25 protein-coding genes and 1 tRNA gene are annotated in these 26,283 nt (G+C 52.4%); 25 read left to right on the forward strand and 1 reads right to left on the reverse strand.

What is annotated here, in order from left to right; genetic code table 11:
• Positions 1-74: 74 nt before the first annotated feature.
• From FFI61_RS13875 to secF, 15 genes are all read left to right on the forward strand, one after another.
• Positions 75-827, forward strand: a complete 753-nt coding sequence (locus FFI61_RS13875; protein WP_200205002.1) for a flagellar basal body rod protein FlgF — start codon at positions 75-77, stop codon at positions 825-827.
• A gap of 81 nt (positions 828-908) precedes the next feature.
• Positions 909-1,697: a flagellar basal-body rod protein FlgG gene (flgG, locus tag FFI61_RS13880; protein ID WP_200205001.1), complete on the forward strand. Its 789-nt coding sequence runs from the start codon at positions 909-911 to the stop codon at positions 1,695-1,697.
• 28 nt (positions 1,698-1,725) lie between these two features.
• Positions 1,726-2,427 (forward strand): flagellar basal body L-ring protein FlgH, encoded by a 702-nt coding sequence (gene flgH / locus FFI61_RS13885; protein ID WP_200205000.1) that lies wholly within the window; start codon positions 1,726-1,728, stop codon positions 2,425-2,427.
• Positions 2,424-3,521, forward strand: coding sequence for a flagellar basal body P-ring protein FlgI (locus FFI61_RS13890; protein ID WP_200204999.1), 1,098 nt, complete (start codon positions 2,424-2,426; stop codon positions 3,519-3,521). The genes flgH and FFI61_RS13890 overlap by 4 nt, the downstream gene beginning before the upstream one ends.
• A gap of 8 nt (positions 3,522-3,529) precedes the next feature.
• Positions 3,530-4,513 (forward strand): flagellar assembly peptidoglycan hydrolase FlgJ, encoded by a 984-nt coding sequence (gene flgJ / locus FFI61_RS13895; protein ID WP_200371177.1) that lies wholly within the window; start codon positions 3,530-3,532, stop codon positions 4,511-4,513.
• A gap of 3 nt (positions 4,514-4,516) precedes the next feature.
• On the forward strand, positions 4,517-6,571 hold the full coding sequence (gene flgK / locus FFI61_RS13900) for a flagellar hook-associated protein FlgK (protein WP_200371179.1): 2,055 nt from the start codon (positions 4,517-4,519) through the stop codon (positions 6,569-6,571).
• A gap of 18 nt (positions 6,572-6,589) precedes the next feature.
• Positions 6,590-7,831, forward strand: a complete 1,242-nt coding sequence (gene flgL / locus FFI61_RS13905) for a flagellar hook-associated protein FlgL (protein WP_200371181.1) — start codon at positions 6,590-6,592, stop codon at positions 7,829-7,831.
• Between the two features lie 81 nt (positions 7,832-7,912).
• Positions 7,913-7,999: transfer RNA gene (locus FFI61_RS13910), tRNA-Leu, on the forward strand.
• A gap of 259 nt (positions 8,000-8,258) precedes the next feature.
• Complete coding sequence (locus FFI61_RS13915; protein ID WP_200371184.1) at positions 8,259-9,311, forward strand: DUF1214 domain-containing protein; 1,053 nt, start codon at positions 8,259-8,261, stop codon at positions 9,309-9,311.
• A 103-nt stretch (positions 9,312-9,414) separates the two neighbouring features.
• Complete coding sequence (locus FFI61_RS13920) at positions 9,415-10,062, forward strand: hypothetical protein (RefSeq protein WP_200371185.1); 648 nt, start codon at positions 9,415-9,417, stop codon at positions 10,060-10,062.
• A gap of 223 nt (positions 10,063-10,285) precedes the next feature.
• Complete coding sequence (gene queA / locus FFI61_RS13925; protein WP_200371186.1) at positions 10,286-11,392, forward strand: tRNA preQ1(34) S-adenosylmethionine ribosyltransferase-isomerase QueA; 1,107 nt, start codon at positions 10,286-10,288, stop codon at positions 11,390-11,392.
• A 14-nt stretch (positions 11,393-11,406) separates the two neighbouring features.
• Positions 11,407-12,528 carry a tRNA guanosine(34) transglycosylase Tgt gene (gene tgt, locus FFI61_RS13930; RefSeq protein WP_200371498.1) on the forward strand — a complete coding sequence of 374 codons (1,122 nt, stop codon included), beginning with the start codon at positions 11,407-11,409 and terminating at the stop codon, positions 12,526-12,528.
• A gap of 63 nt (positions 12,529-12,591) precedes the next feature.
• Positions 12,592-12,924 (forward strand): preprotein translocase subunit YajC, encoded by a 333-nt coding sequence (gene yajC / locus FFI61_RS13935; RefSeq protein WP_200205026.1) that lies wholly within the window; start codon positions 12,592-12,594, stop codon positions 12,922-12,924.
• Between the two features lie 94 nt (positions 12,925-13,018).
• Positions 13,019-14,893, forward strand: coding sequence for a protein translocase subunit SecD (gene secD / locus FFI61_RS13940; RefSeq protein ID WP_200204993.1), 1,875 nt, complete (start codon positions 13,019-13,021; stop codon positions 14,891-14,893).
• Entirely contained in the window at positions 14,886-15,839 is a 954-nt protein-coding gene (gene secF / locus FFI61_RS13945; RefSeq protein ID WP_200204992.1) for a protein translocase subunit SecF, read from the forward strand. The genes secD and secF overlap by 8 nt, the downstream gene beginning before the upstream one ends.
• 112 nt (positions 15,840-15,951) lie before the next feature.
• On the opposite strand, the gene FFI61_RS13950 is transcribed toward secF, so the two are convergent.
• Complete coding sequence (locus tag FFI61_RS13950; protein WP_200371187.1) at positions 15,952-16,752, reverse strand: inositol monophosphatase family protein; 801 nt, start codon at positions 16,750-16,752, stop codon at positions 15,952-15,954.
• A 183-nt stretch (positions 16,753-16,935) separates the two neighbouring features.
• Here FFI61_RS13950 and trmJ point away from each other — a divergent pair, with 183 nt between their 5' ends.
• The 10 genes from trmJ to hisS all read left to right on the forward strand — a co-directional run bounded on the left by trmJ (position 16,936) and on the right by hisS (position 26,275).
• Positions 16,936-17,799, forward strand: a complete 864-nt coding sequence (gene trmJ / locus FFI61_RS13955; protein ID WP_200371188.1) for a tRNA (cytosine(32)/uridine(32)-2'-O)-methyltransferase TrmJ — start codon at positions 16,936-16,938, stop codon at positions 17,797-17,799.
• Positions 17,792-18,565 (forward strand): serine O-acetyltransferase, encoded by a 774-nt coding sequence (cysE, locus tag FFI61_RS13960; protein ID WP_200371189.1) that lies wholly within the window; start codon positions 17,792-17,794, stop codon positions 18,563-18,565. Before trmJ ends, cysE begins: the two co-directional genes overlap by 8 nt.
• Positions 18,566-18,642: 77 nt before the next feature.
• Positions 18,643-19,140: an Rrf2 family transcriptional regulator gene (locus FFI61_RS13965; RefSeq protein ID WP_200204988.1), complete on the forward strand. Its 498-nt coding sequence runs from the start codon at positions 18,643-18,645 to the stop codon at positions 19,138-19,140.
• A gap of 18 nt (positions 19,141-19,158) precedes the next feature.
• The gene (locus FFI61_RS13970; RefSeq protein ID WP_200371190.1) at positions 19,159-20,307 is read left to right on the forward strand and encodes an IscS subfamily cysteine desulfurase; all 1,149 of its coding nucleotides are present in this window, start codon (positions 19,159-19,161) and stop codon (positions 20,305-20,307) included.
• Between the two features lie 81 nt (positions 20,308-20,388).
• Complete coding sequence (gene ndk / locus FFI61_RS13975) at positions 20,389-20,817, forward strand: nucleoside-diphosphate kinase (protein WP_200204986.1); 429 nt, start codon at positions 20,389-20,391, stop codon at positions 20,815-20,817.
• Positions 20,818-20,879: 62 nt separating this feature from the next.
• Positions 20,880-21,992 carry a 23S rRNA (adenine(2503)-C(2))-methyltransferase RlmN gene (gene rlmN / locus FFI61_RS13980; RefSeq protein WP_200204985.1) on the forward strand — a complete coding sequence of 371 codons (1,113 nt, stop codon included), beginning with the start codon at positions 20,880-20,882 and terminating at the stop codon, positions 21,990-21,992.
• Positions 21,993-22,032: 40 nt separating this feature from the next.
• Complete coding sequence (pilW, locus tag FFI61_RS13985) at positions 22,033-22,833, forward strand: type IV pilus biogenesis/stability protein PilW (protein WP_200371199.1); 801 nt, start codon at positions 22,033-22,035, stop codon at positions 22,831-22,833.
• Entirely contained in the window at positions 22,826-23,797 is a 972-nt protein-coding gene (locus tag FFI61_RS13990; RefSeq protein ID WP_200371200.1) for a RodZ domain-containing protein, read from the forward strand. The genes pilW and FFI61_RS13990 overlap by 8 nt, the downstream gene beginning before the upstream one ends.
• A 37-nt stretch (positions 23,798-23,834) precedes the next feature.
• Positions 23,835-24,953: a flavodoxin-dependent (E)-4-hydroxy-3-methylbut-2-enyl-diphosphate synthase gene (gene ispG, locus FFI61_RS13995; protein WP_200204982.1), complete on the forward strand. Its 1,119-nt coding sequence runs from the start codon at positions 23,835-23,837 to the stop codon at positions 24,951-24,953.
• A gap of 41 nt (positions 24,954-24,994) precedes the next feature.
• Complete coding sequence (gene hisS, locus FFI61_RS14000; RefSeq protein WP_200371202.1) at positions 24,995-26,275, forward strand: histidine--tRNA ligase; 1,281 nt, start codon at positions 24,995-24,997, stop codon at positions 26,273-26,275.
• Positions 26,276-26,283: the final 8 nt, after the last annotated feature.

Consider the following 26,283-nt stretch of genomic DNA (forward strand, 5'->3'; position numbering starts at 1 on the left):
GAACATGGCATGACTCCTGCAGGAACGACTGTAAGAACACTGAAAACAGTCAAAATTCCGGCAGGAGTTTGCCCATGGACAAAGCACTTTATCTAGGTATGTCTGGCGCCAAACAGAATATGCTTTCCCAGCGTGCCCATGCCAACAACCTGGCAAACGTAAGCACCACAGGCTTCAAGAAGGACTTTGCCCAGGCGAGAAGTATGCCCGTATTCGGGGGGCATCATCCTACCCGTGCATACGCTATGGCTGAACGTCCCGGTACCGATCTGTCCGCAGGTGCACTTATGCAAACCGGCCGCAAGCTGGACGTCGCGATTGAGGGCGAAGGTTGGCTCGCCATTCAGAACAATCTGGGTGAGGAAGTTTTTACCCGTTCCGGCAGCTTGCAGATTGATGTTAACGGATTAGTACGTCTTGGTTCCGGCGAAATGGTGTTGGGTAATGGCGGACCCGTGGCGCTGCCTCCTTTTGACAACGTTCAGATAGGTGCTGATGGCACTATCTCTATTGTCCCGGTGGGTGGGCCACCAGATCAGTTGGTGGAAGTTGACCGGCTAAAGCTGGTAAACCCGCCATCAGATACCCTTGAGAAGGGGCTGGATGGTTTTATCCGGCGCCAGGCGGGGCAGGAAATTGACGGTGGTGAGCCTGTTGACGCAGCAATGCGAGTGGCCTCCGGGTTTCTTGAAAGCTCTAACGTAAATGCTGTGGAAGAGATGATTTCCAATCTTCAGCTCTCCCGGCAATACGAAATGCAGGTAAAGGTTATGCGCACTGCAAACGAGAATTCCGAAGCAGCGGCACGACTGTTGCAGAATCTTTGATAGCTATTGAAAACAACGCCCGTCTGGCCCGGAAGCGGCAAATCTTAGCCGCAGACCAGACACCGGCAAGGAGTAATAAAAATGCATCCAGCTCTTTGGGTTAGTAAAACAGGGCTTAGCGCTCAGGACACCAATATGTCCACCATCTCCAACAACCTGGCCAACGTGAACACCACGGGCTTCAAGCGAGATCGGGCGGTATTCCAGGATTTGCTGTATCAGATCAACCGGCAGCCTGGGGGCATGAACACGCAGAACTCTGAGTTGCCATCAGGTTTGCAGCTGGGTACGGGTGTGCGGGTTGTTGGCACGGCAAAGCAATTTAGCCAAGGCAACCTCCAGATTACCGAGCAGCCTCTTGATCTGGCGGTTAATGGCCGTGGTTTCTTACAGATTGAAATGCCGGATGGCCAAACCGCTTACACAAGGGATGGTCAGTTTCAGCTTAATGCCGATGGCGATGTGGTTACGCCCGAGGGTTATGCGCTCCAGCCCAATATAAACGTACCTGAAGACGCGACCACCATAACCATCGGAAAGGATGGCACTGTGTCTGTCATTACCGATGACCAGGCGGCACCCGTGAACCTTGGTCAGATCACTCTGGTGAATTTCATTAACCCGCAGGGCTTGCAGGCTATTGGTAACAACCTGTTCAAAGAAACCAATTCCAGTGGCGACCCCACAGAGGGCGAACCGGGCCTGGCCGGGCTGGGCACCTTGGAGCAGGGCGTAATCGAGTCATCCAACGTGGAAGTTGTCGAGGAGTTGGTGAACATGATTACCACCCAACGCGCTTACGAGATGAACTCAAAAGTTGTTTCTACTACCGATCAGATGCTCCAGTTCATTACCAACAATATTGGTTAATAAACTGAAAGAAGTGAGGAGTGTGCTCATGAAACCGATTACATCAACCTGGATAACCCGGCCAGCAGGAACTCTCCTGTTGGTTTGGCTGTTGATCCTGTTGCAGGGATGTACGGCCATGAGTCGGCCCCGGGCCGAGCCGAATGATCCCGCTTACGCACCAGTACGTGCTCAAGCCATGATGCAGCGCGATCCGGAGTCGGGCGCCATTTACCAGAGTTCCCGTAACTACAATTTCTATGGCGATACGGTTGCGCTGAATGTGGGAGACGTGCTGACAGTTACGCTTAAAGAGTCCACAAGAGCCAGCAAGAATGCGGAAACCAAGATCAACAAGGACAGTGATATTTCACTGCCAGAGCCCAATATTCTGGGCAGGAATGATTTTGGTATCGCAACATCCATCAAGAATGAAAGAGACTTTAATGGCAAAGCCGAGGCAGACCAGAGCAACAGTCTGGCGGGCAGCATTACGGTAACGGTTACAGAAGTTTTGCCAAATGGCGTACTCAAGGTGCGGGGCGAGAAGTGGATCTCGCTGACCAATGGCGATGAATATGTGCGTCTGACGGGGCTTGTGCGGCCACAGGATATCGATCCGGGCAACATAGTTGCATCCAGCCGTATCGCTGATGCCCGCATTGCATACGGTGGCACCGGAGACTTCGATCAGGCGAATCAGATGGGCTGGCTGGCCCGGTTCTTCAACAGTGAGTGGTGGCCCCTATGACATTTCGCCGGTGCGTGGTTCTCTCACTGATGCTTGCCGTAATGGCAGGGCCTGTAATGGCTGACCGACTGAAGGACCTGGCACGGATCAAAGGAGTACGTAACAACCAGCTCGTGGGTTATGGCTTGGTGGTTGGTTTGGATGGTACAGGTGATAAAGCACCATTCACCAATCAGACGTTTAGAAACATGATGAACCAGTTTGGTATCACTTTGCCCGAGGGGGTGAACCCGAACCTGGCGAACGTGGCTGCGGTGACTGTCAGTGCAACCTTGCCGCCGTTTGCCAAGATGGGGCAGGAAATGGATATAACCGTTTCATCCATCGGTAATGCCGACAGCTTGCGTGGCGGTACCCTGCTAATGGCGCCCCTGAAAGGCGCTGATGGTAATGTTTATGCTATGGCTCAAGGCAGTCTTGTGGTGGGCGGTTTTGGCGCTCAGGGGCAGGACGGTTCACGTATTACAGTAAACGTACCCAGTGTTGGCCGAATTCCCAATGGCGCGACCATTGAGCGTGAAATTGTCTCGCCATTTACTCGTGGTGACACGATTACCTTTAACCTGATGCGCCCGGATTTCACTACGGCCAGGCGCGTGGTGGAGGTGGTTAACGAGTTTCTGGGCCCTGATATGGCTTATGCCCATGATGCGACTGCTATCTCGGTCCGCGCCCCGCGCGACCCGTCGCAGCGTGTGAGCTTTTTGTCCATTCTCGAAAATCTCGAAGTAGAGCCGGCAGAGGAATCTGCAAAAGTCGTCATAAACAGCCGCACTGGCACCATTGTTGTTGGGCAAAATGTAAAAGTGAGCCCTGCGGCCGTTACTCACGGCAACCTTACGGTGACCATTCAGGAAAACCCGGCGGTTCAGCAGCCTTTGCCATTTTCTGGTGGCACTACGGCGATCGAATTGGATAGCCAGATTGCTATTACTGAAGACCCCGCCCGCATGTTCAAGTTTGGGCCGGCGGTTACGCTTAATGAAATTGTGCAGGCTGTAAACCAGGTAGGTGCGGCTCCTGGCGATGTAATGGCTGTGCTGGAAGCCCTCAAACAGGCTGGCGCATTGCGCGCTGAGCTTATTGTTATCTAGGTGATGTGATGCAGGACTATCAGCTTCAACAAGCCAGGGTATACACAGATTTTAGTGGTCTGAATGCACTGAAGCACAGCGCCGGGGATGACAAACAGGCGGCGCTGGAGGAAGTGGCGCGCCAGTTTGAGAGTATTTTTCTGTCTGAAATGCTGAAGTCCATGCGCAAAGCGGGAGATGTGTTTGCTGAGGGCAACTACCTCAATAGCAATCAATCTGAGATGTATCGTGACATGTTCGACAGCCAGCTCAGCCTCACCATGGCTGGCGGGCAGGGCACCGGGCTTGCAGATGCTCTTGTGCGACAGCTGAGCAAAAGCATTCCTGGAATGGATAAACAGGGTAGCCCCTTGGCTGCTCAAAAGAAGGTCCTGACGGATTATGAACGCAGCCTGCCGGTCATTTCACATCGTTTGCCAGAAAGAGTGGATGAAGTGGCAGAGGTTGCGCAGAAATCAAATGCAAACCCGGTCGCCCCAACGGCTATGTTGCCTGAACAGTTTGACTCGCCTGAGCACTTTGTAAGTACATTGCTGCCAGTGGCGGAAACGATTGCTGCGGATACCGGAATTAGCCCCAAACTGATGGTTGCTCAAGCGGCTCTGGAAACCGGTTGGGGTCGGCACATGATTCGTGGCGATGGAAACCAGCCCAGTTTTAACCTCTTTGGTATCAAGGCAGACAGACGTTGGCAGGGTGATGCGGTGACTATAACCACCACTGAGTTCCGTGAGGGTGTGCCGATGAAAGAGCGTGCTGATTTCCGCGCGTATCCGGATTACGAATCCAGCTTCCGTGACTATGTGGCCTTTCTGGAATCGAACCCCCGTTACCGTGATGTATTGGCCAGCGCCGATCAGCCAGACGTGTTTGCCAGAAAGCTGCAGGAAGCCGGCTACGCTACTGATCCGCAGTATGGGGACAAGATCAACCGGATAATGAACCGTGATTCTCTGATGACACTTTCAATGGGCAATGGAGCCGGGGAGTAAATTATGGCGGGACTGATTGGGATTGGCCTGTCCGGTATCCTTGGCCACCAGAGTGCTCTGAATACCACGGGCAATAACATTACCAACGCAAATACGCCTGGCTACAGTCGGCAGGAAGTGGTGTTTGAAACCCAGCAGGGGCAACGCACCGGTGCCGGTACAATCGGTAAGGGCGTTAGCATTGTAGACATTCGCAGGCTGGCGAATGAGTTCCTTGTGCAGCAGGTTCGTGAAGACAGTACTCTGGCCGGCGAACAGCAAACTCTGAATTCCGAACTGAGCCGGCTTGATAACTTGCTGGGCGGTGAGACCACGGGGTTGAACAATGCCCTGAACAACTTCTTTGCAAGCCTGCAGAATGCTGCAGAAGATCCTGCCTCGTTGCCGCAGCGCCAACTGGTTCTGAGCGAGGCGCAGCAGGTGGTTAATCGGTTTCAAGCCCTGAGCCAGGAGTTCATTCAGCAGCGGGAATCGATAAAGACTCAGATGCAACAGGGTGCCAAGGATGCCAATACCCTGCTTAACAGTATTGCCGATCTGAACCTGGCTATTTCTGAATCTCCGGGGCTGGCCCAGGGCAGAATGCCCAACGAGTTATTGGACCAGCGTGACGAAAAACTGCGCCAACTCTCTGAACTGGTGAACATACGGGTAACAGAAACAGAAGGTAGCCAGGTAAACGTTTCTCTATCCAACGGTCTGTCTCTTGTTGTTGGAAACAATGCTGCCCAGCTTGGTACCCGGAATAATGCCGAAGATCTTACCCGCCTGGAATTTACGCTCAGTACCGGTGGCCGCACTCTCAATATTGACGAACAGATTACCGGTGGAAAACTTGGTGGTTTGCGGCGTTTTGATAATGAGGCACTGAAACCCGCATTTGATGAATTGGGGCGGATTGCTATCGGGCTTGCTGCCAGCGTGAACCATCAGCACGAAATCGGGATGGATCTTGAGGGTGATCTTGGCGGGCTGTTTTTTAACGACATAAATGACCTGGCTGTGCAGCGAAGCCGTGTAGTGGCCAACGCCAACAATCAGTTGCCGAAAGATGGACGATTGGCAGTTGAGATTACTGACAGCACAAAACTGCCGGCGGGTAGCTGGACACTTCAGTTCAGTGGCGATGGCAGTAGCTTTGAACTTATCGACAAAGCCACCGGGAAGGTTGTTAATCAGGGCCGACTGCCGAACCCTGTGCAGTCTGAAATTTCCATGCCCGGATTTAATATTCGTATTGAGGGCGGCACGTTCAATGCGGGTGACAAGTACCTGATTCAGCCCAGCCGAAACGCTGCGCAGTCCATGGGCTTGCAAGTAAACCGGGAAGAAGACCTGGCATTTGCCAGCCCGATAAGGGCCACTACCGGTGAGCAGAACGTAGGCACCGGCAAGATTGACCAGGGCACCATGCTGGACGTGCGCAGCCCATTTACGGGTTCGTTGTTGCCGGGTTTTCAGACTGCCGGTGAGTTGGCGAATGGGCCTTTAACGATCATGTTTGAGGCGGGTGGCTCTACGGGCATAAGGTACGTTGTAAAGGGTCCGGAGGCTGTGCCTGGTGATCCTTCGAGTGCACCTACTATCGGCTCTCCAAGGGAATACACTGGCGGCAATATCAATCTGGTCTTTAGCAGCGACCCTGCTGCGGGAGCGGATTATCAGGGCTTTCAGTTCAAGCTGACAGGGCAGCCAGCGGTAGGTGATACCTTCGAGATTAACTACAACAGCAACGGCGTGTCAGACAACCGCAACGCTGAGCTACTGGCTGCATTGGGCACCGCTAATACACTGAACGGCAAAAGCCAGAGCTTCACTGAAGGCTACGCCGGTTTGGTTGAAGATATTGGTGTAAAAACACGCCAGAGCCAGTTTGATCTTTCTGCAGGAAAAACCCTGCTGGAGCAATCCACGGCCCAGCGGGAGTCTGTTTCAGGGGTGAACCTTGATGAGGAAGCCGGCAGGCTGATTCAGTACCAGGCCGCTTATAACGCCTCGGCACAGGTGATTTCAGTGGCCCAGGATCTATTCAATACGCTGTTGCAGACGTTCCGGTAGCAGACGAGGTGATGTGACATGATCAGAATTTCATCACAACAGGTGTTCTCAAGCGGTATTAACCGGTTGCAGGAGTTGAACAGTAACCTGAACAACACGCAACAACAGATATCCACGGGTAAGCGGGTGAATAAGCCGTCGGACGATCCGGTGGCTGCGGCCCGTATTCTCAAGCTTGATCAGGAGCTTTCACGGGTCAAGACCTACGAGCGCAACGTGGATTTAGCGGATAACCGGCTCAAGCAGGAAGAAAGTGCGCTAACCAGCGCGGTGGACGTTATTCAGCGCATCCGCGAGTTAACTGTGCAGGCGGGCAACGGGGCTTTGTCACCGAACGACCGCAAGTCGATCTCTTCTGAAATGAAAGAGCGGTTAGGGCAGCTGGCGAATATCGGGAACACCCGGGATGCGTCAGGTGAGTACATTTTTAGCGGGTTCCAGGGGTCGGTGCAGGCCTTTCAGGTAAATGACCAAGGCAAGTACGAATATAATGGCGATGAAGGCCAGCGCGTTCTGGAGATTGATGACGGCGTAACCGTGCCGATCAGTGATAATGGCAAGGGCATTTTTGTGAATGTGCCTGCAGCGGTGACAGGGCAGTTTGATGGTACAACCCCTGTCGGAGAGTCTATTTCAGGCGTTAAGGTGGTTAACGAGGCTGATTTGGCTGGTGCGTTTCCGGGCGGCTTCCCCAACGATATAACGCTTGAGGTAGATTACGGCGGGCCTACCCCCCAGGTGTTGGCCACTGATAATAACAGCACTCCACCGCGGACGTTGACTGTTACCCCGCCGGATTACGAGGATGGAGGTGTGTTTGTTGTTGCCGGGATCGAGGCAAGCATTACCGGCGTGACCGTAGCCACGACGGATACGTTCACGTTGAAGGTGGGTGAGAAGCAATCTGTCTTCGGCACCATCGAGAACCTGATTGCCGGCCTGGACTCAATCAATAAAGGCACTCCGGAAGGCCTGGCTGAATATGACGACTTGATCGCGCAATCTCTGGTGAATCTCGATAACGCTCAGGAGAGTTTTATCCTCAAGCAAACAGAGCTCGGCGGGCGCATGAACGCGGTTGAATCCACTAAAAGCTTTTTGGCAGATTCTTCGGTGTATACCAATGAAATCCGCTCGCAGCTGCAGGATGTTGATTATGCAGAAGCAATCAGTAACTTGAGTTTCCAGAGTTTTGTACTTCAGGCCGCACAGCAGTCGTTTGCCAGGGTTTCGCAGCTATCGCTGTTCGATCGTTTATAAATATTCGGGCCAGCGGGAAAACTCCTGTCTCTGTGTATTGATTTCACGGGCAGGCTCAGTATAATTCCCCCTCTCTTCGTTGGCGGCGTGGTGGAATTGGTAGACACGACGGATTCAAAATCCGTTGCTAGAAATAGTGTGGCGGTTCGAGTCCGCCCGCCGCTACCAAAATCTTACGAAGGTTTTTGGTTAAAAAGAGAAACACAAAACCAGCTTCAAGGCTGGTTTTTTTGTGCCTGTTTGTTTTTCGCTGGAAATACCCGATACGCCAATTTGAACATGCGGCGAATTTTTACGGGTGCTGATCCTACCTCTGAACTATAATATTTCTTCGAATTAAGTTGAGGCTTTCAAATGGGGGCCTTTGGGGCTGGCTGTCGATAATGCTCTATTAGCTATGGATAGATCTGAATGGGGATATAAGGGAATGAACATCATTATCAAATCTTTTTGCGTAGCCTTGATCATGTTTTTTGCGACGGCGGGTGCCGTGCAGGCAGCTGACACTGTCGAAGAATATATTCGGGAGTTTCCCAACCAGGAACAGGTCAAGATGATGCACGCCTGGCTGGAAAAAAATGAGAAAGGTACGTTTCAGTTTACCGGCTTGGTAGACCCCACCGACAGTACCGTTGTGACGCCCCAGGCCACGGTGAACTATGGGTACAACTGGTTCTCGGTTTCTGATGATCCCGCCATTGTTAAAACTCCGAAGTATGACAAGTTTTTCTCAGTTTCGATCTTTGATATGAAACACAATGTGCCTGCAGTGATTGTAAACCCGGACAAACCTATTCTGATCAAACGCCCGGGGCAGAAGGTACCTGACGGCGACTTCCATGTTGTTTCACTGGAAACTGATCAAGGCGTGATTCTTACGCGCATGGTTGTTGTGGATAACCTAAAAGAGGTTATGGGACTGAGTAAGAAGATCGTTATGGAAGGCGGGAGGGGTAGTATGGTTCGAAACGTGCAGCGCTTCTCCGCTGAAACAGAAAAGAACGCGCTCTCTGTTATAGATGCCATTGTATCTTATGCGAACCCGGATGTTGCTTTCGGGGAAGTTAGTGGCGACGTGAGTTTCCTAAATCTTGCCGCAGGTGTGAAACTGGGGCAGTTGGGGACGCCGGCCGATACTGTCCGCTACGGCATAATGCTGACGGATGATAAGGGGCAAGCACTCAATGGTAAGGATACTTATGTAGTTACCGTCCCTGCCGGGCTTCATTTGAAGGGTGGCTATTATTCGGTCACGCTTTATGGAGCAGACAACCAGCTACTGATTCCAAACGACAAGAAGATCTACGATCGCACCACTTTTTCATCTAAAGCAAATGTGGACGGCAGTTATACCTTGACTTTTAGCCCTGATGGCGAAGGGATTAATGGCATACCGACAGGCAAGGCTTTCTATGGGGTTTTGAGAGCCTATGTGCCTAACCCGGATGCAAACATGAAGGTTAAAGTTGTAAGGCAATAGTTTCTGGCAGAGGTTGGCTGGAACTGCATCCAAAGTGATTTATCCAACAAAAGGCGGCCGCAAATGAGGCTGCCGTGAGCTTCTGAGAATTAAGAGGGAGAGTATGAAAGGATCTACGGCGATGATGAAATATGTCTGCTTTTTTATTGCTGCACTTCTGGCCGGGTGCGCTAGCTCCGGTACGAAGGTTGAGCGAATTGATGCGGTTTCAGAGGTTGATAAAGACTATAAGCGCGTAATGGTGTTTGCGGTAACGGAAAAAGAGCACAACCGCTCAGCGATTGAAGCCGAGCTTGTAGCTGAATTGAACAAGAGTGACTTCAAGGCCAGTCGATTTGCAATGTCGAATTCTGACATCCCTTGGGGCGATCCTACCAGGCTGCAGAACCTCGTTGCAGAAGATGCCAGAGCCGGAAATTATGATGGTGTTCTGGTGGTTTCGCTTGTGAGCAAGCAGCGCGAATCACGGTATGTGCCGGAGCAAGTGAACTACCAGCCAATCGTTACATCCTTTGGGCCTCTCGCTGCATCTACCTACATGCAGACAACGGTAGCGCCAGCTGATTACGAAGAAACAACAACCTACGCGTTGAAATCGACGTTGTTTGATACCGACTCCGCCAAGCCCGTTTGGCAACTTTATTCCAGCACCGTTGATCCAACATCCATAGATTCTGCTGCCAAAGACTTTGGAGCGGTTATTGTTAAAGCGCTTGAAAAGACCTTGCCCCACGTAAAGAAGGGCAAATAAGGGTGTTCAGACCCTGGTCGGTTACACTGTGCTGCAGCGTGGGTTACTAGCGCTGCGTGGTTGTAACCAGGCTGGTGGGCGTGCGATACTATGCCGCCTCCGTAAGTGGGTGAATCCTGCTAAATCAGTCACTTACGGAAATTAACCAGCAGCGATCCGGAACTGGCATCTGCAGCTACCCCAATCAAGTCGCAGTAATGCGGCGCCTTGAATAGTCTGGTCCATGAACGTCTCCGATTTTCATTTTGATCTCCCGGATGAGCTCATCGCCCGGTACCCCCTCAGGGAACGCAGTGCTTCCCGTATGCTATGTCTTGATGGCAGTACCGGCGACACTGCACACCGGGCTTTTACCGATCTACCGGATTTACTCCAATCAGGCGACCTGCTCGTTTTTAATAACACACGTGTTATACCGGCCCGGCTGTTCGGCAAAAAAGAAACCGGTGGCCAGGTTGAAGTATTGGTTGAGCGAGTTACCGGAGAACATAGTCTTGTTGCGCATGTTCGTGCCTCGAAAGCATTAAAGGAAGGGCAGAGGGTAATCCTTGAAGATGGCAGCGCGCTGCGTATGACGGGGCGAAACGATGCCTTGTTCCATCTTGAAAGTGAGGCATGTGAGCCGGTGCTGGATCTGCTGGAGCGGATTGGGCACATGCCGCTGCCGCCGTATGTTGATCGTCCTGATGAATCAACCGATCGCGAGCGGTATCAAACCGTTTACGCGAAAGAATCCGGTGCGGTTGCTGCGCCGACAGCGGGCTTGCACTTTGATTCGGAAATTTTGGATGTTTTGAAGGCCCGGGGTATTGAAAGTACGTTTGTTACCCTTCATGTGGGGGCGGGTACTTTTCAGCCTGTGCGGGTAGAGAATGTAGATGAACATATTATGCACAGTGAAATAGTGCATGTGTCTCAAGATGCGGTGGATGCGGTCAAGCGAACCCGAGCCCGGGGTGGGCGAGTAATTGCTGTTGGTACAACGTCTGTGCGATCGCTGGAGTCTGCCAGTCGGAGCGGTCGCCTTGAACCCTTTCAGGGCGAAACCGATATATTTATCTACCCCGGCTATCGGTTCCAGACCGTAGACGCACTGGTGACTAACTTTCATTTGCCAGAATCCACGCTCATCATGCTCGTCAGCGCGTTTGCGGGGTATGCGCATGTAATGCGGGCGTACCATGAAGCGATTAGCGAAAAGTACCGCTTTTTCAGCTACGGCGATGCCATGTTTATTACCGGGCAGGAGCCGAGCAGGGGTATGCTGCTTGGCGCGCACGATGAGCCTGCGGCTAGCCCATCAACATTCAATACCGGAGATAAGTCGTGAGCCAGTCCTGTTTTATGACCTTTGAAAAACTGGGGGAAGATGGCCTGGCCCGGCGTGGCAGGCTGACATTCCCCCGTGGAACTGTCGAAACGCCAGCGTTTATGCCGGTAGGTACCTACGGCACGGTAAAGGGAATGTTGCCCCGGGATATCCACGAAACCGGCGCAGAAATTATTCTCGGCAATACATTTCACCTGATGTTGCGCCCTGGCACGGAAGTGATCAAGGCTCATGGTGACCTCCATGATTTTACGCAGTGGAAAGGGCCGATTCTTACAGATTCCGGCGGCTTTCAGGTGTTCAGTCTGGGTGAGATGCGAAAGATCACGGAAGAAAAGGTGACGTTTCGTTCGCCGGTAGATGGATCGCCGGTGGAGTTGTCACCAGAAATCGCGATTCAGGTACAGCGCGATCTGGGCTCTGATATCGTCATGATTTTTGACGAGTGTACGCCTTATCCTGCAACAGAGAAGCAGGCAAAGGAGTCCATGGAGCTTTCGCTACGCTGGGCAAAGCGCAGCAAGGACGCCCATGGAGACAGTCCTTCTGCGCTGTTCGGTATTGTTCAGGGCGGGATGTATGAATCCCTGCGCGATCGTTCCCTTGAAGGCCTTACAGATATAGGATTCGATGGCTACGCCATTGGGGGGCTTTCTGTTGGAGAGCCCAAAGAGGACATGATCCGAATACTCGACCATTTGCCAACCAGGATGCCGGCGGACAAACCACGGTATCTTATGGGTGTTGGTCGGCCAGAGGATCTGGTGGAGGCAGTACGCCGTGGCGTCGACATGTTTGATTGTGTCATGCCTACAAGAAATGCCCGCAACGGCTACTTGTTCACATCCACTGGAATCGTAAAAATCCGAAATGCCAGACATCGCCATGATACTGGTCCTTTGGATGAGCGGTGTGATTGCTATACCTGCAAGAATTTTTCGAGAAGCTATCTGCATCATCTGGATAAATGTGGAGAAATGCTCGGTTCGCAGCTGAATACAATCCACAATCTGCGCTACTACCAGAACCTTATGGCCGGATTGCGCGGGGCCATTGAAGAAGGTACATTGTCGAGCTTTATAAATGACTTCTATGCTCTGCGCGGCGAGACAGTGCCTGCCATGGGTAATGAGTAAATCCTTTTGCTTAATCAACGGAGAATTTTGATGAAATCAGTCAAGTTGTTTTTGGCCGGCCTTATGGCAATGATGCCAGCATTGGCAATGGCCCAGGCGGCCCCTGCTCCAGGTGGCATGGGTGTTATGGGTCAGGTTATCTTTTTTGCCGGCTTTATTCTTATTTTCTATTTCCTGATCTGGCGCCCACAGTCCAAGCGTGCGAAAGAGCACAAGTCACTTATGTCCGGCTTGAACAAGGGTGATGAAGTGATTACCTCTGGCGGCATTGCCGGAAAGATCACCAAAGTTGCTGACGACTTCATCGTTGTTGAGATTGCCGACAATGTTGAAGTAAAGGTACAGAAAGTGGCTGTAGCCGCCGCACTGCCTAAAGGTACGCTCAAAGACATCTGAGCAAGGACTCTCTGGTCGGCCCTGATACCTGCCGGCCTGAACCTTCCTGGCTGAAACACCAAGGCCGGCTTTTAGGCCGGCTACAAGGGATCCCATGCTGAACAAGTACCCGCTTTGGAAAAACCTGATTATCCTGGTCGCGATCGTGATCGGGTTTATCTACGCTTTACCTAACCTGTTTCCCGATGATTACGCTGTACAGATCACGGGTGCTCGCAGTAGCACCGAAGTAAACTCCGCTGTTCTGGAAAGAGCCGTAAAAGCACTGGAATCGGATGGCATTGAGGTTAAAAGCAGCACGCTTGAGGATCGGGATGCCCTTATACGGTTAACCAGTTCCGATGACCAGTTGCGTGCTCGCCCTGCCGTTCAGGCCGCTCTTGGCAGAGACTATCTCGTCGCGTTGAATATGGCACCGTCCACGCCAGCCTGGCTGAAAAGTCTGGGTGCAGGGCCGATGAAACTTGGCCTTGATCTGCGTGGCGGCGTCCACTTTTTGCTTGAAGTTGATATGGATACCGCTGTTGGTCAGAGATTGGAGGCGGTTTCAGGGCAGATCAAGCGAGAGCTTCGCGAAGAGCGCATACGCTACCGCGGGGGGGACGTTAAAGGTACCCGTGATATCGTTTTGAGCTTCCGTGACGAAGCGTCGCGCACCGAAGCCTTTAACCTGATCAAGCGTCAGTACAACGAGTTTCTGTTAGATGAGAAAACCGTTGGTGATGAGTTCCAGATTGTTCTTACGCTTTCTGAAAGCGAAGTAAACGCAATTCGAAAGTATGCCCTCGAGCAAAACCTGACTACCATTCGCAACCGGGTGAACGAGTTGGGTGTTGCCGAGCCTTTGGTTCAGCAACAGGGCGCTGACAGGATTATTGTTGAGCTCCCAGGTGTGCAGGATACTGCTCAGGCCAAACGGGTTCTCGGTGCTACGGCAAACCTGGAATTCCGCATGGAAGCCCGCCCGGATGCTCCCGCTGGCGAAACAGAGCAGTTCAGTTTCCGCAATGAGCGACAACGCACTGCCCGCCTGGAGCGGGACACGATTGCTACTGGCAATAATGTGGCAAACGCCCAGCAGGCTTTTGATGAAAATGGCCAGCCTCAGGTAAGCATCACTATGGATTCTATCGGTGGCGATTTAATGAATCGCGCTACGCGGAATGCCATAGGGCGGCGCATGGCAGTGTTGTTCATCGAATTCCGTACCGAAACTGAAACCAGAATGGTGGATGGCGAACCTGTTGAAGTCGACAAGCGTATCGTAGAGAAAGGAATTATCAGCCTCGCGACCGTTCAGTCTGCTCTGGGTAGCAGTTTCCGTATCACCGGCTTGGATTCCATACCTGAAGCATCCGAGCTTGCGCTGCTTCTGCGCGCAGGTGCGTTGGCGGCGCCTATGTACTTTGTACAGGAGCGTACCATTGGGCCTAGCTTGGGGCAGAAGAATATTGACGCGGGTATGATGTCGGTAGCTCTGGGTTTCATTCTTGTGCTGCTGTATATGCTGGTCTATTACCGGGGGTTTGGGGTTGTAGCAAATATCGCTCTGACCATTAACCTGATGCTTCTGATAGCTTGCATGTCCATTCTCTCCGCTACGCTAACGCTGCCTGGTATTGCCGGTATCGTTTTGACAGTGGGTATGGCAGTAGATGCTAACGTATTGATATTCGAGCGCATAAAGGAAGAGTTGAGGTCAGGGGTGTCGCCACAACTTTCCATTAACGCCGGCTATTCACGTGCGTTTGTGTCTATTTTCGATGCCAACATAACCACATTGCTAGTTGCAGTTATCCTCTTCGCAATGGGCTCGGGCCCGGTAAAAGGTTTCGCAGTGACGCTGTGTATCGGGATTATGACGTCCATGTTCTCAGGACTGATGGTCAGCCGCAGTATCGTCAATATGGTTTATGGCGGCCGCAGGGTCGAGAAACTGTCGATCGGAGGAAAAAACGCCAATGTCTGATGATCAGAAGCAAAAATTTGATTTTATGGGGTTTCGGAAGTTTGCTTCCGTAATCTCCATTATCTTGGTGGTTGCGTCTATTGTGCTGCTTGGAATCCGTGGCCTTAACTTTGGCATGGATTTTACCGGTGGTACGTCGGTAGAGTTGGAATATGCGCAGGCACCGCAACTGGATGAGGTTCGGTCAACGCTTACCGAAGCTGGTTACGAGCAGTTTGTCGTGCAGAACTTCGGCGCTGATACCATCGTTCTTGTGCGCCTTAACGAATCCGGTAATGATCAGTTAGCTCAGGAGATCGTCAGCGTTTTGACTCAAAATGGTGGCGATCTGAAGCTGATAGGCTCCGAATTTGTGGGGTCCCAAGTGGGCGACGAACTCAAGGAGAACAGCGGTCTTGCGCTTCTCATAGCGCTTGCGGTGGTACTCATCTATGTGGGTATGCGCTTCCAGTTCAAGTTTGGTATTGCGTCGGTGGTGCCTTTGGCCCACGACGTTATTATCGTTCTTGGCATCTTCGCGCTGTTCCAGTGGACGTTTGACCTCACAGTTCTTGCAGCTCTGCTTGCGATTATCGGTTACTCGCTGAACGACACTATTGTTGTGGCAGACCGTATCCGTGAGAATTTCCGGAAAATGCGGGTGGGTGAATCCTGGGACATTATCAATGAGTCTATCCATCAGACTATTGCTCGTACCATAAACACCTCTGGCACCACGTTGGTGGTTCTTCTGGCCCTGTATTTCTTCGGAGGCGAAGCCATTAACAAATTCGCTTTGGCATTGATTATAGGTGTGGTGGTGGGTACCTATTCATCTATCTATGTCTCTGCCAACTTGCTGATGGTGATGGGTGTTTCTCGCGAAGACCTCATGGTGCCTGCAAAAGAGGGCACGGGAGAGGGTGAAGAAGAGGAGCAGCCACCGGAGTGGCTCGACCGTATGTAGTTCAGGTTCCGGGTTAATAACCCGGGCACAAAAAAACCGCCACAATTAGTTGGCGGTTTTTTTGTGCCCTGAACCTGGGTTTGGCTTAGTTCAGGGGTTAAGCGTATTCAGCTCAGGCGGGTAGGCGACCACGGAACGGGTGCAATACCTTGAGAACCTCCCGGAACAGCTTCGGGTTGGCAACTACGAGTTGTCGCGCCTTGTCTGTTGAGGGGTTGCCTGAAAAATCTGCGGTAAGAGCACCGGACTCCATTGCCAAGGCTACGCCAAGGTCGAGATCTGCTGCATCAGGGCGGAAGATAACGGCAGCATCAAGAAGGCCGGCCGAAACCCGCGCTATATCAAGAACAACGCAGCCAGACGTGCGGAACATAGAGGAATTCTGGGCCAACACTGCGGCCATCTCGCCCCACAACAGCGGGTTCTCACTATTGCGCGCCTGGTCAAGCAGGTTAGTTGCAAACGCAGCTTTTTCAGCATGCTTGACGTCAGATACCCGAACTCGGCGGCTGTTCAGTGCGGCGCCTCGGCCACGGCTGGCAGAGTATTCTTCGCCGGTGACAGGATTAACCAAAAGAAGGTTTTCCGTACGGTTGTTCTTCTTTTGGGCCAATGCCAGAGCGAACTCAGGGATGCCACGAAGGAAGTTTTCGCGTCCCAAAACCGGGAAAATATGCCAGCTTCGCTCGCTGGTTCCGGCATCTGATTCATTCAGAGGCGCAATGGTGTGATCTTTGTAGGCCTTTTCGAGTTGCTCTGCAAAGTTGTCATAAATGGATTGCTCAACCCGGTCCAACTGGAAGCGACGTTCGTCGTCGTCTTTTCCGGTAGGCTCCTGGCGCTCGAAGTGGGCTTTCAGGTAATCCGACCCTTGACGCGCGACGCGCAGGGCCATTTTAATAGCTGGTTGCATCTGTGTGATCGTTATCCGGGAGTGTGAAGGCCGGGTATGATAGCAAAAGATCCCCTTCGTTGTATGTTTTTTGACTCAGGAAAAGCACGGATGCTGCTTTGTCAGGGAATATCCGGAGCGCAGAAGGTATCTGGTTTCTGCTATCATTGCCGCCCTTAAATTTTAACCTCGGGCTAGTCACCAATGCATAAGCCATCTCCGCCTCTGGAAGGGCCAGACGCGTTTCAGGATAAAATCCGAATTGTCCTGGTCGAGACCTCTCATTCCGGGAACATCGGGGCCGTCGCGCGGGCCATGAAAAACATGGGGTTGGCCAATCTTTGGCTGGTTAATCCCAACTCTTTTCCTGATGAAGCCTCATACGCTCGAGCGGCCGGTGCGTCTGACATACTCGACAGAGCCCAGGTGGTGCCAACCCTGGACAAAGCACTTGAAGACTGCATTGTTGTGATGGGTACCAGCGCCAGGGGTCGGAAAATTCCCTGGCCAGTATTGCCGCCACCAGAAGCCGCTGAGATTGCTGCAGAGAAGAGCTTGTCAGGCCCCGTGGCGATGGTGTTTGGGCGTGAGAACCATGGACTGAGCAACGATGAGCTCCACCTGTGTCATTACCATATTCATATTCCTACAAACCCGGATTACAGCTCGTTGAACCTGTCTATGGCGGTTCAGATTATGTGCTACGAATTGCGTATGCTTTTCTTGCGTAATCTTGAAGATGGCAAAGACAGCCCATACTTAAAGCCGATGTTGGCGCCAGGCGATGCTGGGTGGGATGTGCCGCCTGCCAAGGTGGGTGATGTGGAAGGTTTTTTTGGTCATCTTGAGCAGACGTTGCATGATGTGGATTTCCATCGTCGCGACAATCCCCGGCAATTGATGTCTCGCTTGCGCCGATTGTTCCAGCGGGCAAAACTCGATCAGATGGAAATCAACATTCTCCGGGGCATTTTGAGTGCCGTTCAAAAAGCGGCAGGCGTATCCGGAAACTCCAATTCAACCAAGGCCAGTACAGAGCTGACCGGGCAGGATAATGGCCATGTTTAGGCATTTGCGAGAAGATATAAACAGTGTTTTTCATCGGGATCCTGCCGCCAGGAACACCTTTGAGGTACTCACCAATTACCCGGGGCTTCATGCTCTGCTAATTCACCGGTTCTCTCATTGGTTGTGGAATGCCGGGCTAAAATGGCTGGCTCGTACAATATCGACCTTGGCTCGATGGTTTACGGGTATAGAGATACATCCCGGCGCAACCATTGGCCGGCGCTTCTTCATTGACCATGGCATGGGTGTGGTAATAGGAGAAACAACAATTATTGGCGACGATGTAACTCTGTACCAAGGGGTTACTCTCGGCGGAACAAGCTGGAATAAGGGTAAGCGGCATCCCACAATTGGCAATGGTGTGGTTGTTGGTGCAGGAGCCAAGATACTGGGGCCCTTTGAAGTAGGCGAGGGCGCCAAGGTTGGGTCTAACTCGGTGGTCACCAAGGCAGTTCCGGCTGGTGCGACTGTTGTTGGAATTCCCGGGCGAATTATCGTGAAGCAAAAAGCGGAAGACGATGCTCGCCGTAAGGTTATGGAAGAGCGCATGGGGTTCGATGCCTATGGCGTAACCGAGGAGATGCCGGACCCGGTGGCTCGCTCCATGCGAGCTCTATTGGATCACATGCATGCAGTGGATGATCGCATTGAGATCATGTGCAAGGCGCTGCGCAAAGTGAACAGCGAGTACCAGAACGGAGAGCTTCCGGTACTTGATGAAGGTGACTTTGATTGCGTGCGTGATGAAAGCGAGGAGCGCGGCTGAATACTTGACTGAATTACTTGGTCAATTCATACTCAGTCTCGCAAACTGAGATTCATTCCCATCATGGGGCTGATGCCATGAAGTTGACTACTAAAGGCCGCTACGCCGTTACGGCAATGCTGGATCTTGCTCTCCACGGGGGGCAGGGGCCGGTAACTCTAGCGGATATTTCAGCCCGTCAGGAAATATCGCTTTCCTATCTGGAGCAGCTGTTCTCACGTCTTCGCCGCCGGGAACTGGTGGTGAGTATACGTGGGCCCGGCGGTGGCTATCACCTTAGCCGCGGGGCGGCCAGTATTTACATTGCCGAAGTAGTTGATGCGGTCAGTGAGTCCCTGGATACGACCCGTTGTGGTAATAAGGGCGACTGTCAGAATGGTGAAAAATGCCTGACGCACCATCTGTGGTCTGACTTGAGTGATCAGATTCATCAGTTTCTTAGCGGGATCAGTCTCGGGGATCTGATGCAACGACATGAAATCCGCCAGGTAGCGGACCGGCAGAATCGCCGTCAAGCCGAAGGCGATTCCGACACAATTAATACCGAGCGTCTGATAGATCAGGCGCCCGCCTGAATCAAGCCTCTGTATTTTATGAAAAAGCCTGTTTACCTCGACTACGCGGCAACAACGCCCGTTGATCCCGCTGTTGCGGAAGAAATGATCAAATACCTGACGCCGGATGGTTTTTTTGGTAACCCGGCTTCCCGTTCCCACGGTTTTGGCTGGCAGGCTGAGGCGGCCGTTGAGGCTGCCCGAGGTCAGGTGGCTAGCCTGATTCATGCTGACCCTCGCGAAATTGTCTGGACTTCCGGAGCAACTGAATCGGACAACCTTGCAATTAAAGGTGCGGTAGCGGGCCGCGACAAAGCGCACATTATTACATCTGTGATTGAGCACAAGGCCGTTGTTGATACCTGTAAGTGGCTTGAAGCCCGTGGTGTTGAAGTTACCTGGCTGGAACCAGGAAGTGACGGTGTGATTCAGCCACAGCAAGTGTTTGATGCGCTTAAGCCAGAAACCATTCTGGTTAGCCTGATGCTTGTGAACAATGAACTGGGGTGTGTAACAGATATCAGCACGATTGGGGCCGAGCTGCGAGCCCGCGGTGTTCTGTTTCACGTCGACGCGGCCCAAGCTGCTGGTAAGATCGCTGTTGATGTTGCCACTATGCCTGTCGATCTTATGTCTCTCTCGGGGCACAAGGTATACGGCCCCAAAGGTGTGGGCGCACTTTATGTGAGGCGCTCGCCGGATGTTCGCATTGAGGCTCAGATTCATGGTGGTGGCCATGAGCGGGGTATGCGTTCGGGAACCTTGCCAACGCACCAGATTGTGGGCATGGGCAAAGCATTTGCAATCTCTGAGTTGGGTCTTGTGGATGAGATCCGCAAGCTGGAAGCCTTGCGTGCTGAGTTTCTTGGTGGTCTTGAAGGCTTGTCGGGGGTGTCGCTTAATGGCTCAGAGACGTGCCGTGTGCCGGGAATAATGAATCTTTCTTTTGAAGGCGTAGATGCAGAGTCTCTGATGCTCGGCCTTAGGCAACTGGCTGTTTCATCCGGATCGGCGTGCGCGTCTGCCACCATCGAGCCTTCTTATGTGCTTCGCGGTATAGGGTTGAGTGAAGAGTTGGCCCATCGCGCACTAAGGTTTTCCATCGGGCGCTTTACCACGTCAGAGGAAATTGCCTTTGCCAGCGCACAAATTGTTGATGTTGTTACCCGCTTGCGCGCAGTGCGGTAGGCAGTGGGCCTCTGACTGCGTATAATCGCAGGCCTGAAATTCACCCGTATTCCATAACCCAATCCCTATAGGAGAAGTACCATGGCTAATGAGCGCACGCTTTCCATCATCAAGCCCGATGCAGTTGCAAAAAATGTGATCGGTGAAATCTACAGCCGTTTTGAAAAAGCCGGCCTGAGCATCGTAGCGTCACGCATGATGCACCTTACCCAGGAGCAGGCTGAAGGCTTTTACGCTGAGCACAAAGAGCGTCCTTTCTTCAATGATCTGGTTGCGTTCATGACTTCTGGTCCTGTTGTGGTTCAGGCTCTGGAAGGCGAAGGCGCCATCCTGAAGAACCGCGACCTGATGGGTGCAACTAACCCTAAAGAAGCTGACGCCGGTACGATCCGCGCTGACTTCGCTACATCTATTGATGCGAATGCGGTTCACGGTTCCGATTCTGCAGCTTCTGCAGAGCGTGAAATCGCTTACTTCTTCAGTGACAACGAAATCTGCCCGCGCGGCTGATTTTGTTGGTCGGGGGCTGCCATTGGTGGTCCCCGCATTGATTATCTGATCGAGGTTATAGAATGACAGCTGCTGCTGAAAAGACCAATCTGCTGGGAATGCCGAAAGCCAAGCTTGAAGCTTTCTTTGAATCCCTGGGGGAGAAGCGTTTTCGCGCTACTCAAATGCTCCAGTGGATGCATCAGCGGGGTGTGGATGACTTCGATCAAATGACCAATGTGAGCAAATCCCTGCGGGAAAAGCTCAAGGAAATAGCTGTGATTCGCGGCCCGGAAGTTGTCTACGACGAAACGTCGAAAGACGGCACCCGCAAGTGGGTCATGCGTATGGATAACGGCAACAGTGTAGAAACTGTTCTCATACCCGACGGCGAAAGAGGCACCTTGTGTGTGTCTTCGCAAATCGGCTGCACCCTTGATTGCACCTTTTGCTCAACGGGCAAGCGGGGTTTTAACAGAAACCTGACGGCTGCCGAGATTATCGGGCAGGTGTGGGTGGCGCGCAAAGCTTTCATGCCGTTTGAGCCAGGTCCGGATCGGCCAATTACCAACGTTGTCATGATGGGGATGGGGGAGCCCCTGATGAATTTCGACAACGTGGTGGATGCAATGAATCTGATGATGGAGGATCTCGCTTATGGGATCTCCAAGCGTCGGGTTACCCTGAGTACTTCTGGTGTGGTTCCGGGCATTGATAAACTGGCAGAAGTTACCGATGTTTCACTGGCCATTTCCCTGCATGCGCCCAATGATGAACTGAGAAATAAACTGGTCCCGCTTAACAAGAAGTACCCGATTGCGGAACTTCTGGCGGCCACTAAAAGGTATTTCAGCCGTCTTCCTGACAAGCGCAAAGCCACCATTGAATACACGGTTATTGAAGGCATGAATGATAAGCCAGAGCATGCTCACGAACTGGCGGAGTTGCTGCGGGATATTCCCTGCAAGATCAACCTTATTCCCTTTAACCCGTTCCCGGAAAGCGACTTCCGTCGGCCTAGCATGAACGCTACCCGGCGTTTTCAGGCTGTTCTTAACGAGGCAGGCTACATCGCAACCATCAGAACAACTCGCGGCGATGATATTGATGCTGCATGTGGTCAGCTTGTCGGGCAGGTAGAAGATCGTACCCGTAGAAGCCAACGATACATCAATGTTCAGCAGGTGAATTCCTGAAAGGACGCTTGCAGTGCTTAACCCGCGAGGAACGCATTCTATGGCTAAAAAATTGCTAAATGGACGTTGTTCTGCAGCAGCCTTGTTGGTTGCTCTGTTAGTCACCGGATGTGTCACCACAACCGATAACCGTTTTTCCCGAGAAGCGGATCGTCAAAAAGCTGTTGATAATTATGTTGAGCTTGCTTCAGCCTATATTGGCCAAGGTAATATCGAGCGTGCGCGACATCACCTGGATCGTGCTCTCGAAATAGAACCGAATAGCCCTCAGGCCCTTGCCGCTCTAGGATTGATTTATAATGCTGATGGCGAGTCAGAGTTGGCCGAAGAGAACTTCAAAAAAGCAATCTCCAAGGACTCAGGGTACACGCGCGCAAGAGTGTATTATGGCGCCTTTCTGTACTCCAAGCAGCGGTTTGCTGAGGCGCGCGATCAGTTTAGTGCAGCGTCCAGAGATACGAGTTACAAAGATCGTGGGTCTGTTTTTTACAACCTGGGCATGACACAGGAGCGCCTTGGAGAGCAGGACGATGCAATCGTTTCCTATCGTCGCGCGTCGGAGCTTACCCGTGGCGACGCCCGCTCGTTGCTTTCGCTCTCCCGGGTGATGGTTGAATCGGGCGATGTGGCCGGGGCCAAGCGCTATTACGACCGCCTTTTGTTGATCATGCAGCGTAACCTGAATTTGCAGCATTCGCCCGAGAGTCTTTTTACGGGTATTCGTATTGCGCGTTATTCCGGGGATCGTAATCAGGAAGCCAGCCTGGCTTTGCAGTTAAAGAACAAATACCCGGAGTCGGTAGAGTACCAACAATACAAGGCATTGATTGCAAATGACTAGTGATGACTCCCAACAAAATGCAGCGAAAGAAGCCGTTGGCCAGCAACTGAAGCGGGCTCGGGAAAAGCAGGGGCTGAGCATTGCCCAAATTGCCGACGCCCAGCATTTGAGGAATGGCGTTGTTCAGGCTATTGAGAACGGCGACTATGCGCAAATCGACAGTGAGTTGTTCCTTAAGGGTTATGTTCGGGCCTATGCGAAGCAGGTGGGCCTGGACGCTGACGCCATTATTGCAGACCTCAATGTTGAGCTTGAGCCGGCACGAATCCAAAAAGCACGGGAAATGGAAGCCAACCCGTTAATTGATATTGAGCGCCGGAGGCGGAGAAAGCGCCGCATCGCCAAGCTTTTCTTGCTGATTGTGGCAATCGTGGCAATGGGTGCCCTGATCGTTACATTTGTTGTGCCGAAGTTTACTGCTGGCCAAGCAGACGCGGAGCTTCCTGCTTCAACTGATATTATGGCCCAGCCTGATGACGCGGTGCCGGAAGATGAGGTCAGCCTGCCTGTCGAGCCCAGCGGTGATGATGCTGGCAGTGGAGAAGGCGTGACGGATTCTGGCTATCTCGACGAAGCCAATGCGGAAGGATCGGAGGTCTTCGATAGTCAGGCTGAGCAGGTTGTCGAGCCTGAAGTGACGGGCCAGATACCCGCTGTGGCTCAAACCATAGAACCTGCTCTGGTACAGGTGCCGGTCAGCGATGAAACTGGTCCTGTGTCGGGGATGCTGGAAATTGCGTTCACGGGTGATTGCTGGGTGCAGGTACGTGATGCCAGTGGAAACCGTTTGGCGAGTTCCCTTCAGCGAGCGGGCGATACACTGCAGGTGTCTGGCAAAGCCCCTTTGAAGGTTGTTATTGGCGCTGTCAGCACCGTCGATAGCATTCGCTTCCAGGGAGAGACTGTAGACATAAGGGACTTTCCAGTAGTGAACAACCGTTCTGAGTTCACGCTGACTATCTGAACATCTTTTTGCACTTATCTATATCGGTCGTAAGCACATGAAACACGAATCCCCGATCAAAAGACGCAAATCCCGCCAAATCATGGTTGGGGACGTTCCCGTTGGTGGCGATGCACCCATAGCCGTCCAGAGCATGACCAACACCAATACATGCGATGTTGACGCAACGGTGGGTCAGATTACTGCGCTGCAGGATGCAGGTGCCGACATTGTCCGGGTATCTGTGCCCTCAATGGAGGCTGCCGATGCCTTCGGAAAGATTCGCGAGCGGGTGTCCCTGCCGTTGGTTGCAGATATCCATTTTGATCATAAAATAGCGCTGCGGGTTGCCGAGCTTGGTGTGGATTGCTTGCGTATCAATCCTGGCAATATTGGTCGTGACGACCGGGTGAGTGCTGTCATCAGTGCCTGCCGTGATCGCAACATACCTATGCGTATCGGCGTTAATGCCGGGTCACTTGAAAAAGAACTTCAGCGCAAATACGGCGAACCCACGGCGGACGCCTTGGTTGAGTCGGCCATGCGCCATATCGATATTCTTGATCGGCATGATTTCCAGAACTTCAAAGTGAGCCTGAAAGCCTCGGAAGTGTTCATGACGGTGGAAGCCTACCGCAAGATCGCGACCCAGATCGATCAGCCGCTTCACCTCGGCATCACCGAGGCAGGTGGGCTCCGGTCTGGCACGGTTAAATCATCTATCGGCCTTGGCATGCTGTTGATGGATGGCATAGGCGATACTATCAGGGTGTCGCTGGCCGCAGACCCGGTCCAGGAAATCAAAGTCGGTTTCGATATTCTCAAAAGTCTTCGCTTGCGTAGTCGGGGCATTAACTTTATTGCATGCCCAAGCTGCTCCCGCCAGAACTTCGACGTTATTCAAACCATGAACGATCTCGAAGTACGCCTCGAAGACGTAAATGAATCCCTGGATGTCGCCATCATCGGCTGCATTGTTAACGGCCCCGGTGAAGCCAAAGTGGCGGATATCGGTTTGACGGGAGGTAGCCCCAAAAACCTGTTTTACAGGGCGGGAAAGCCAAACCAGAAGCTTGATAATGCCAATCTTACTGACGATCTTGAACGGCTGATTCGTGAAGAAATCGCCCGGAAGAAGGAACAGGAAGATGCCATTATTGCGCGCACGGGCAAGTGATCGAGCGGGCACGATTTTCCAGCAGGAATTAAGGGTTTACATTGGCTAAGATTCAGGCAATACGCGGGATGAATGATATCCTGCCAGAACAGACACCCATCTGGCAGTTCGTTGAGTCCACCGCGCGCAGAGTGCTCCGGCAATATGGCTATCAGGAAATCCGGATGCCTATTGTCGAGCAGACAGATTTATTTAAACGCTCTATTGGTGAAGTTACAGACATCGTCGAAAAGGAAATGTATACCTTTGACGATCGTAACGGCGATAGCCTGACGCTTCGGCCTGAAGGAACAGCCGGGTGTGTTCGCGCTGCTGAAGAGCACGGTCTGTTGTTCAACCAGACCCGGCGGTTGTGGTATACCGGGCCGATGTTCCGGCATGAGCGGCCACAAAAAGGACGCTATCGCCAGTTCCATCAAATTGGCGTTGAGTGCTTCGGTATTCAGGGGCCGGACATTGATGCAGAACTGTTGATTCTTACTGCCAGGCTCTGGCAGGAACTGGGTCTTACAGATCATGCTCGTCTGGAAATTAACTCAATCGGGTCATCTGCTGCTCGCAAAGAGTTTCGTGGGGCATTGGTTGAATACCTCACGCAATACAAATCAGAGCTTGATGAGGACAGCCAGCGACGGCTCGATACAAATCCGCTGCGCATTCTGGACACCAAAGACCCGGGCACCCGCAAGTTGCTTGCCGATGCACCGCGTCTGGAAGACTACCTTGATGCAGAATCACGTGAGCATTTCGGGCGGCTAAAAGAGCTATTGGATGCTGCTGGCATCGCCTACACCGTTAATCCAGCCCTGGTTCGTGGGCTCGATTATTACGGGAAAACTGTTTTTGAGTGGGTTACCGAGAGCCTTGGTGCCCAGGGAACTATCTGTGCAGGCGGTCGGTACGATGGCCTGGTAGAGCAGCTTGGCGGCAAGTCGACGACTGCTGTCGGTTTCGCCATGGGGCTGGAACGTCTCATTCTGCTGCTGGATACCCTGGGGCTTGTACCCGAAGAGGCAAACAGCAATGCAGATGTGTATGTAACTGCTATGGGTGATGCAGCAATAGCACCTGCGATGGCGCTGGCAGAAACCCTGCGCAATCAACTCGATGGTCGGGTTGTAATCAGTCATTGTGGCGGTGGCAGCTTCAAAAGCCAGATGAAAAAAGCAGACAAAAGTGGCGCTCGGTATGCAGTGATTCTGGGCGACAATGAAATTGAGAATGCAACGGCAGGTCTCAAGCCGCTGCGTTCCGATGAAGAACAAAGCAGTGTGGCACAGAGTGATCTTGCAGCGGTGCTGGCGAAAGCCTTGGCGAACTGAATTCGTAC

The sequence above is a fragment of the Marinobacter sp. DY40_1A1 genome (assembly GCF_016597815.1).
Classification (GTDB): domain Bacteria; phylum Pseudomonadota; class Gammaproteobacteria; order Pseudomonadales; family Oleiphilaceae; genus Marinobacter; species Marinobacter xiaoshiensis.

Bases quoted from the DNA above. Each gene is read 5' to 3' on its own strand.
- FFI61_RS13875 (WP_200205002.1), top strand. From the start codon at position 75: ATGGACAAAGCACTTTATCTAGGTATGTCTGGCGCCAAACAGAATATG.
- rlmN (WP_200204985.1), top strand. From the start codon at position 20,880: ATGACAGCTGCTGCTGAAAAGACCAATCTGCTGGGAATGCCGAAAGCC.
- FFI61_RS13920 (WP_200371185.1), top strand. From the start codon at position 9,415: ATGAAAGGATCTACGGCGATGATGAAATATGTCTGCTTTTTTATTGCT.
- FFI61_RS13965 (WP_200204988.1), top strand. From the start codon at position 18,643: ATGAAGTTGACTACTAAAGGCCGCTACGCCGTTACGGCAATGCTGGAT.
- FFI61_RS13950 (WP_200371187.1), bottom strand. From the start codon at position 16,752: ATGCAACCAGCTATTAAAATGGCCCTGCGCGTCGCGCGTCAAGGGTCG.
- FFI61_RS13970 (WP_200371190.1), top strand. From the start codon at position 19,159: ATGAAAAAGCCTGTTTACCTCGACTACGCGGCAACAACGCCCGTTGAT.
- flgJ (WP_200371177.1), top strand. From the start codon at position 3,530: ATGCAGGACTATCAGCTTCAACAAGCCAGGGTATACACAGATTTTAGT.
- pilW (WP_200371199.1), top strand. From the start codon at position 22,033: ATGGCTAAAAAATTGCTAAATGGACGTTGTTCTGCAGCAGCCTTGTTG.
- secD (WP_200204993.1), top strand. From the start codon at position 13,019: ATGCTGAACAAGTACCCGCTTTGGAAAAACCTGATTATCCTGGTCGCG.
- FFI61_RS13990 (WP_200371200.1), top strand. From the start codon at position 22,826: ATGACTAGTGATGACTCCCAACAAAATGCAGCGAAAGAAGCCGTTGGC.
- flgH (WP_200205000.1), top strand. From the start codon at position 1,726: ATGAAACCGATTACATCAACCTGGATAACCCGGCCAGCAGGAACTCTC.
- secF (WP_200204992.1), top strand. From the start codon at position 14,886: ATGTCTGATGATCAGAAGCAAAAATTTGATTTTATGGGGTTTCGGAAG.
- FFI61_RS13915 (WP_200371184.1), top strand. From the start codon at position 8,259: ATGAACATCATTATCAAATCTTTTTGCGTAGCCTTGATCATGTTTTTT.
- flgG (WP_200205001.1), top strand. From the start codon at position 909: ATGCATCCAGCTCTTTGGGTTAGTAAAACAGGGCTTAGCGCTCAGGAC.
- flgK (WP_200371179.1), top strand. From the start codon at position 4,517: ATGGCGGGACTGATTGGGATTGGCCTGTCCGGTATCCTTGGCCACCAG.
- yajC (WP_200205026.1), top strand. From the start codon at position 12,592: ATGGCAATGATGCCAGCATTGGCAATGGCCCAGGCGGCCCCTGCTCCA.
- cysE (WP_200371189.1), top strand. From the start codon at position 17,792: ATGTTTAGGCATTTGCGAGAAGATATAAACAGTGTTTTTCATCGGGAT.
- flgL (WP_200371181.1), top strand. From the start codon at position 6,590: ATGATCAGAATTTCATCACAACAGGTGTTCTCAAGCGGTATTAACCGG.
- ndk (WP_200204986.1), top strand. From the start codon at position 20,389: ATGGCTAATGAGCGCACGCTTTCCATCATCAAGCCCGATGCAGTTGCA.
- tgt (WP_200371498.1), top strand. From the start codon at position 11,407: ATGACCTTTGAAAAACTGGGGGAAGATGGCCTGGCCCGGCGTGGCAGG.
- ispG (WP_200204982.1), top strand. From the start codon at position 23,835: ATGAAACACGAATCCCCGATCAAAAGACGCAAATCCCGCCAAATCATG.
- queA (WP_200371186.1), top strand. From the start codon at position 10,286: ATGAACGTCTCCGATTTTCATTTTGATCTCCCGGATGAGCTCATCGCC.
- trmJ (WP_200371188.1), top strand. From the start codon at position 16,936: ATGCATAAGCCATCTCCGCCTCTGGAAGGGCCAGACGCGTTTCAGGAT.
- FFI61_RS13890 (WP_200204999.1), top strand. From the start codon at position 2,424: ATGACATTTCGCCGGTGCGTGGTTCTCTCACTGATGCTTGCCGTAATG.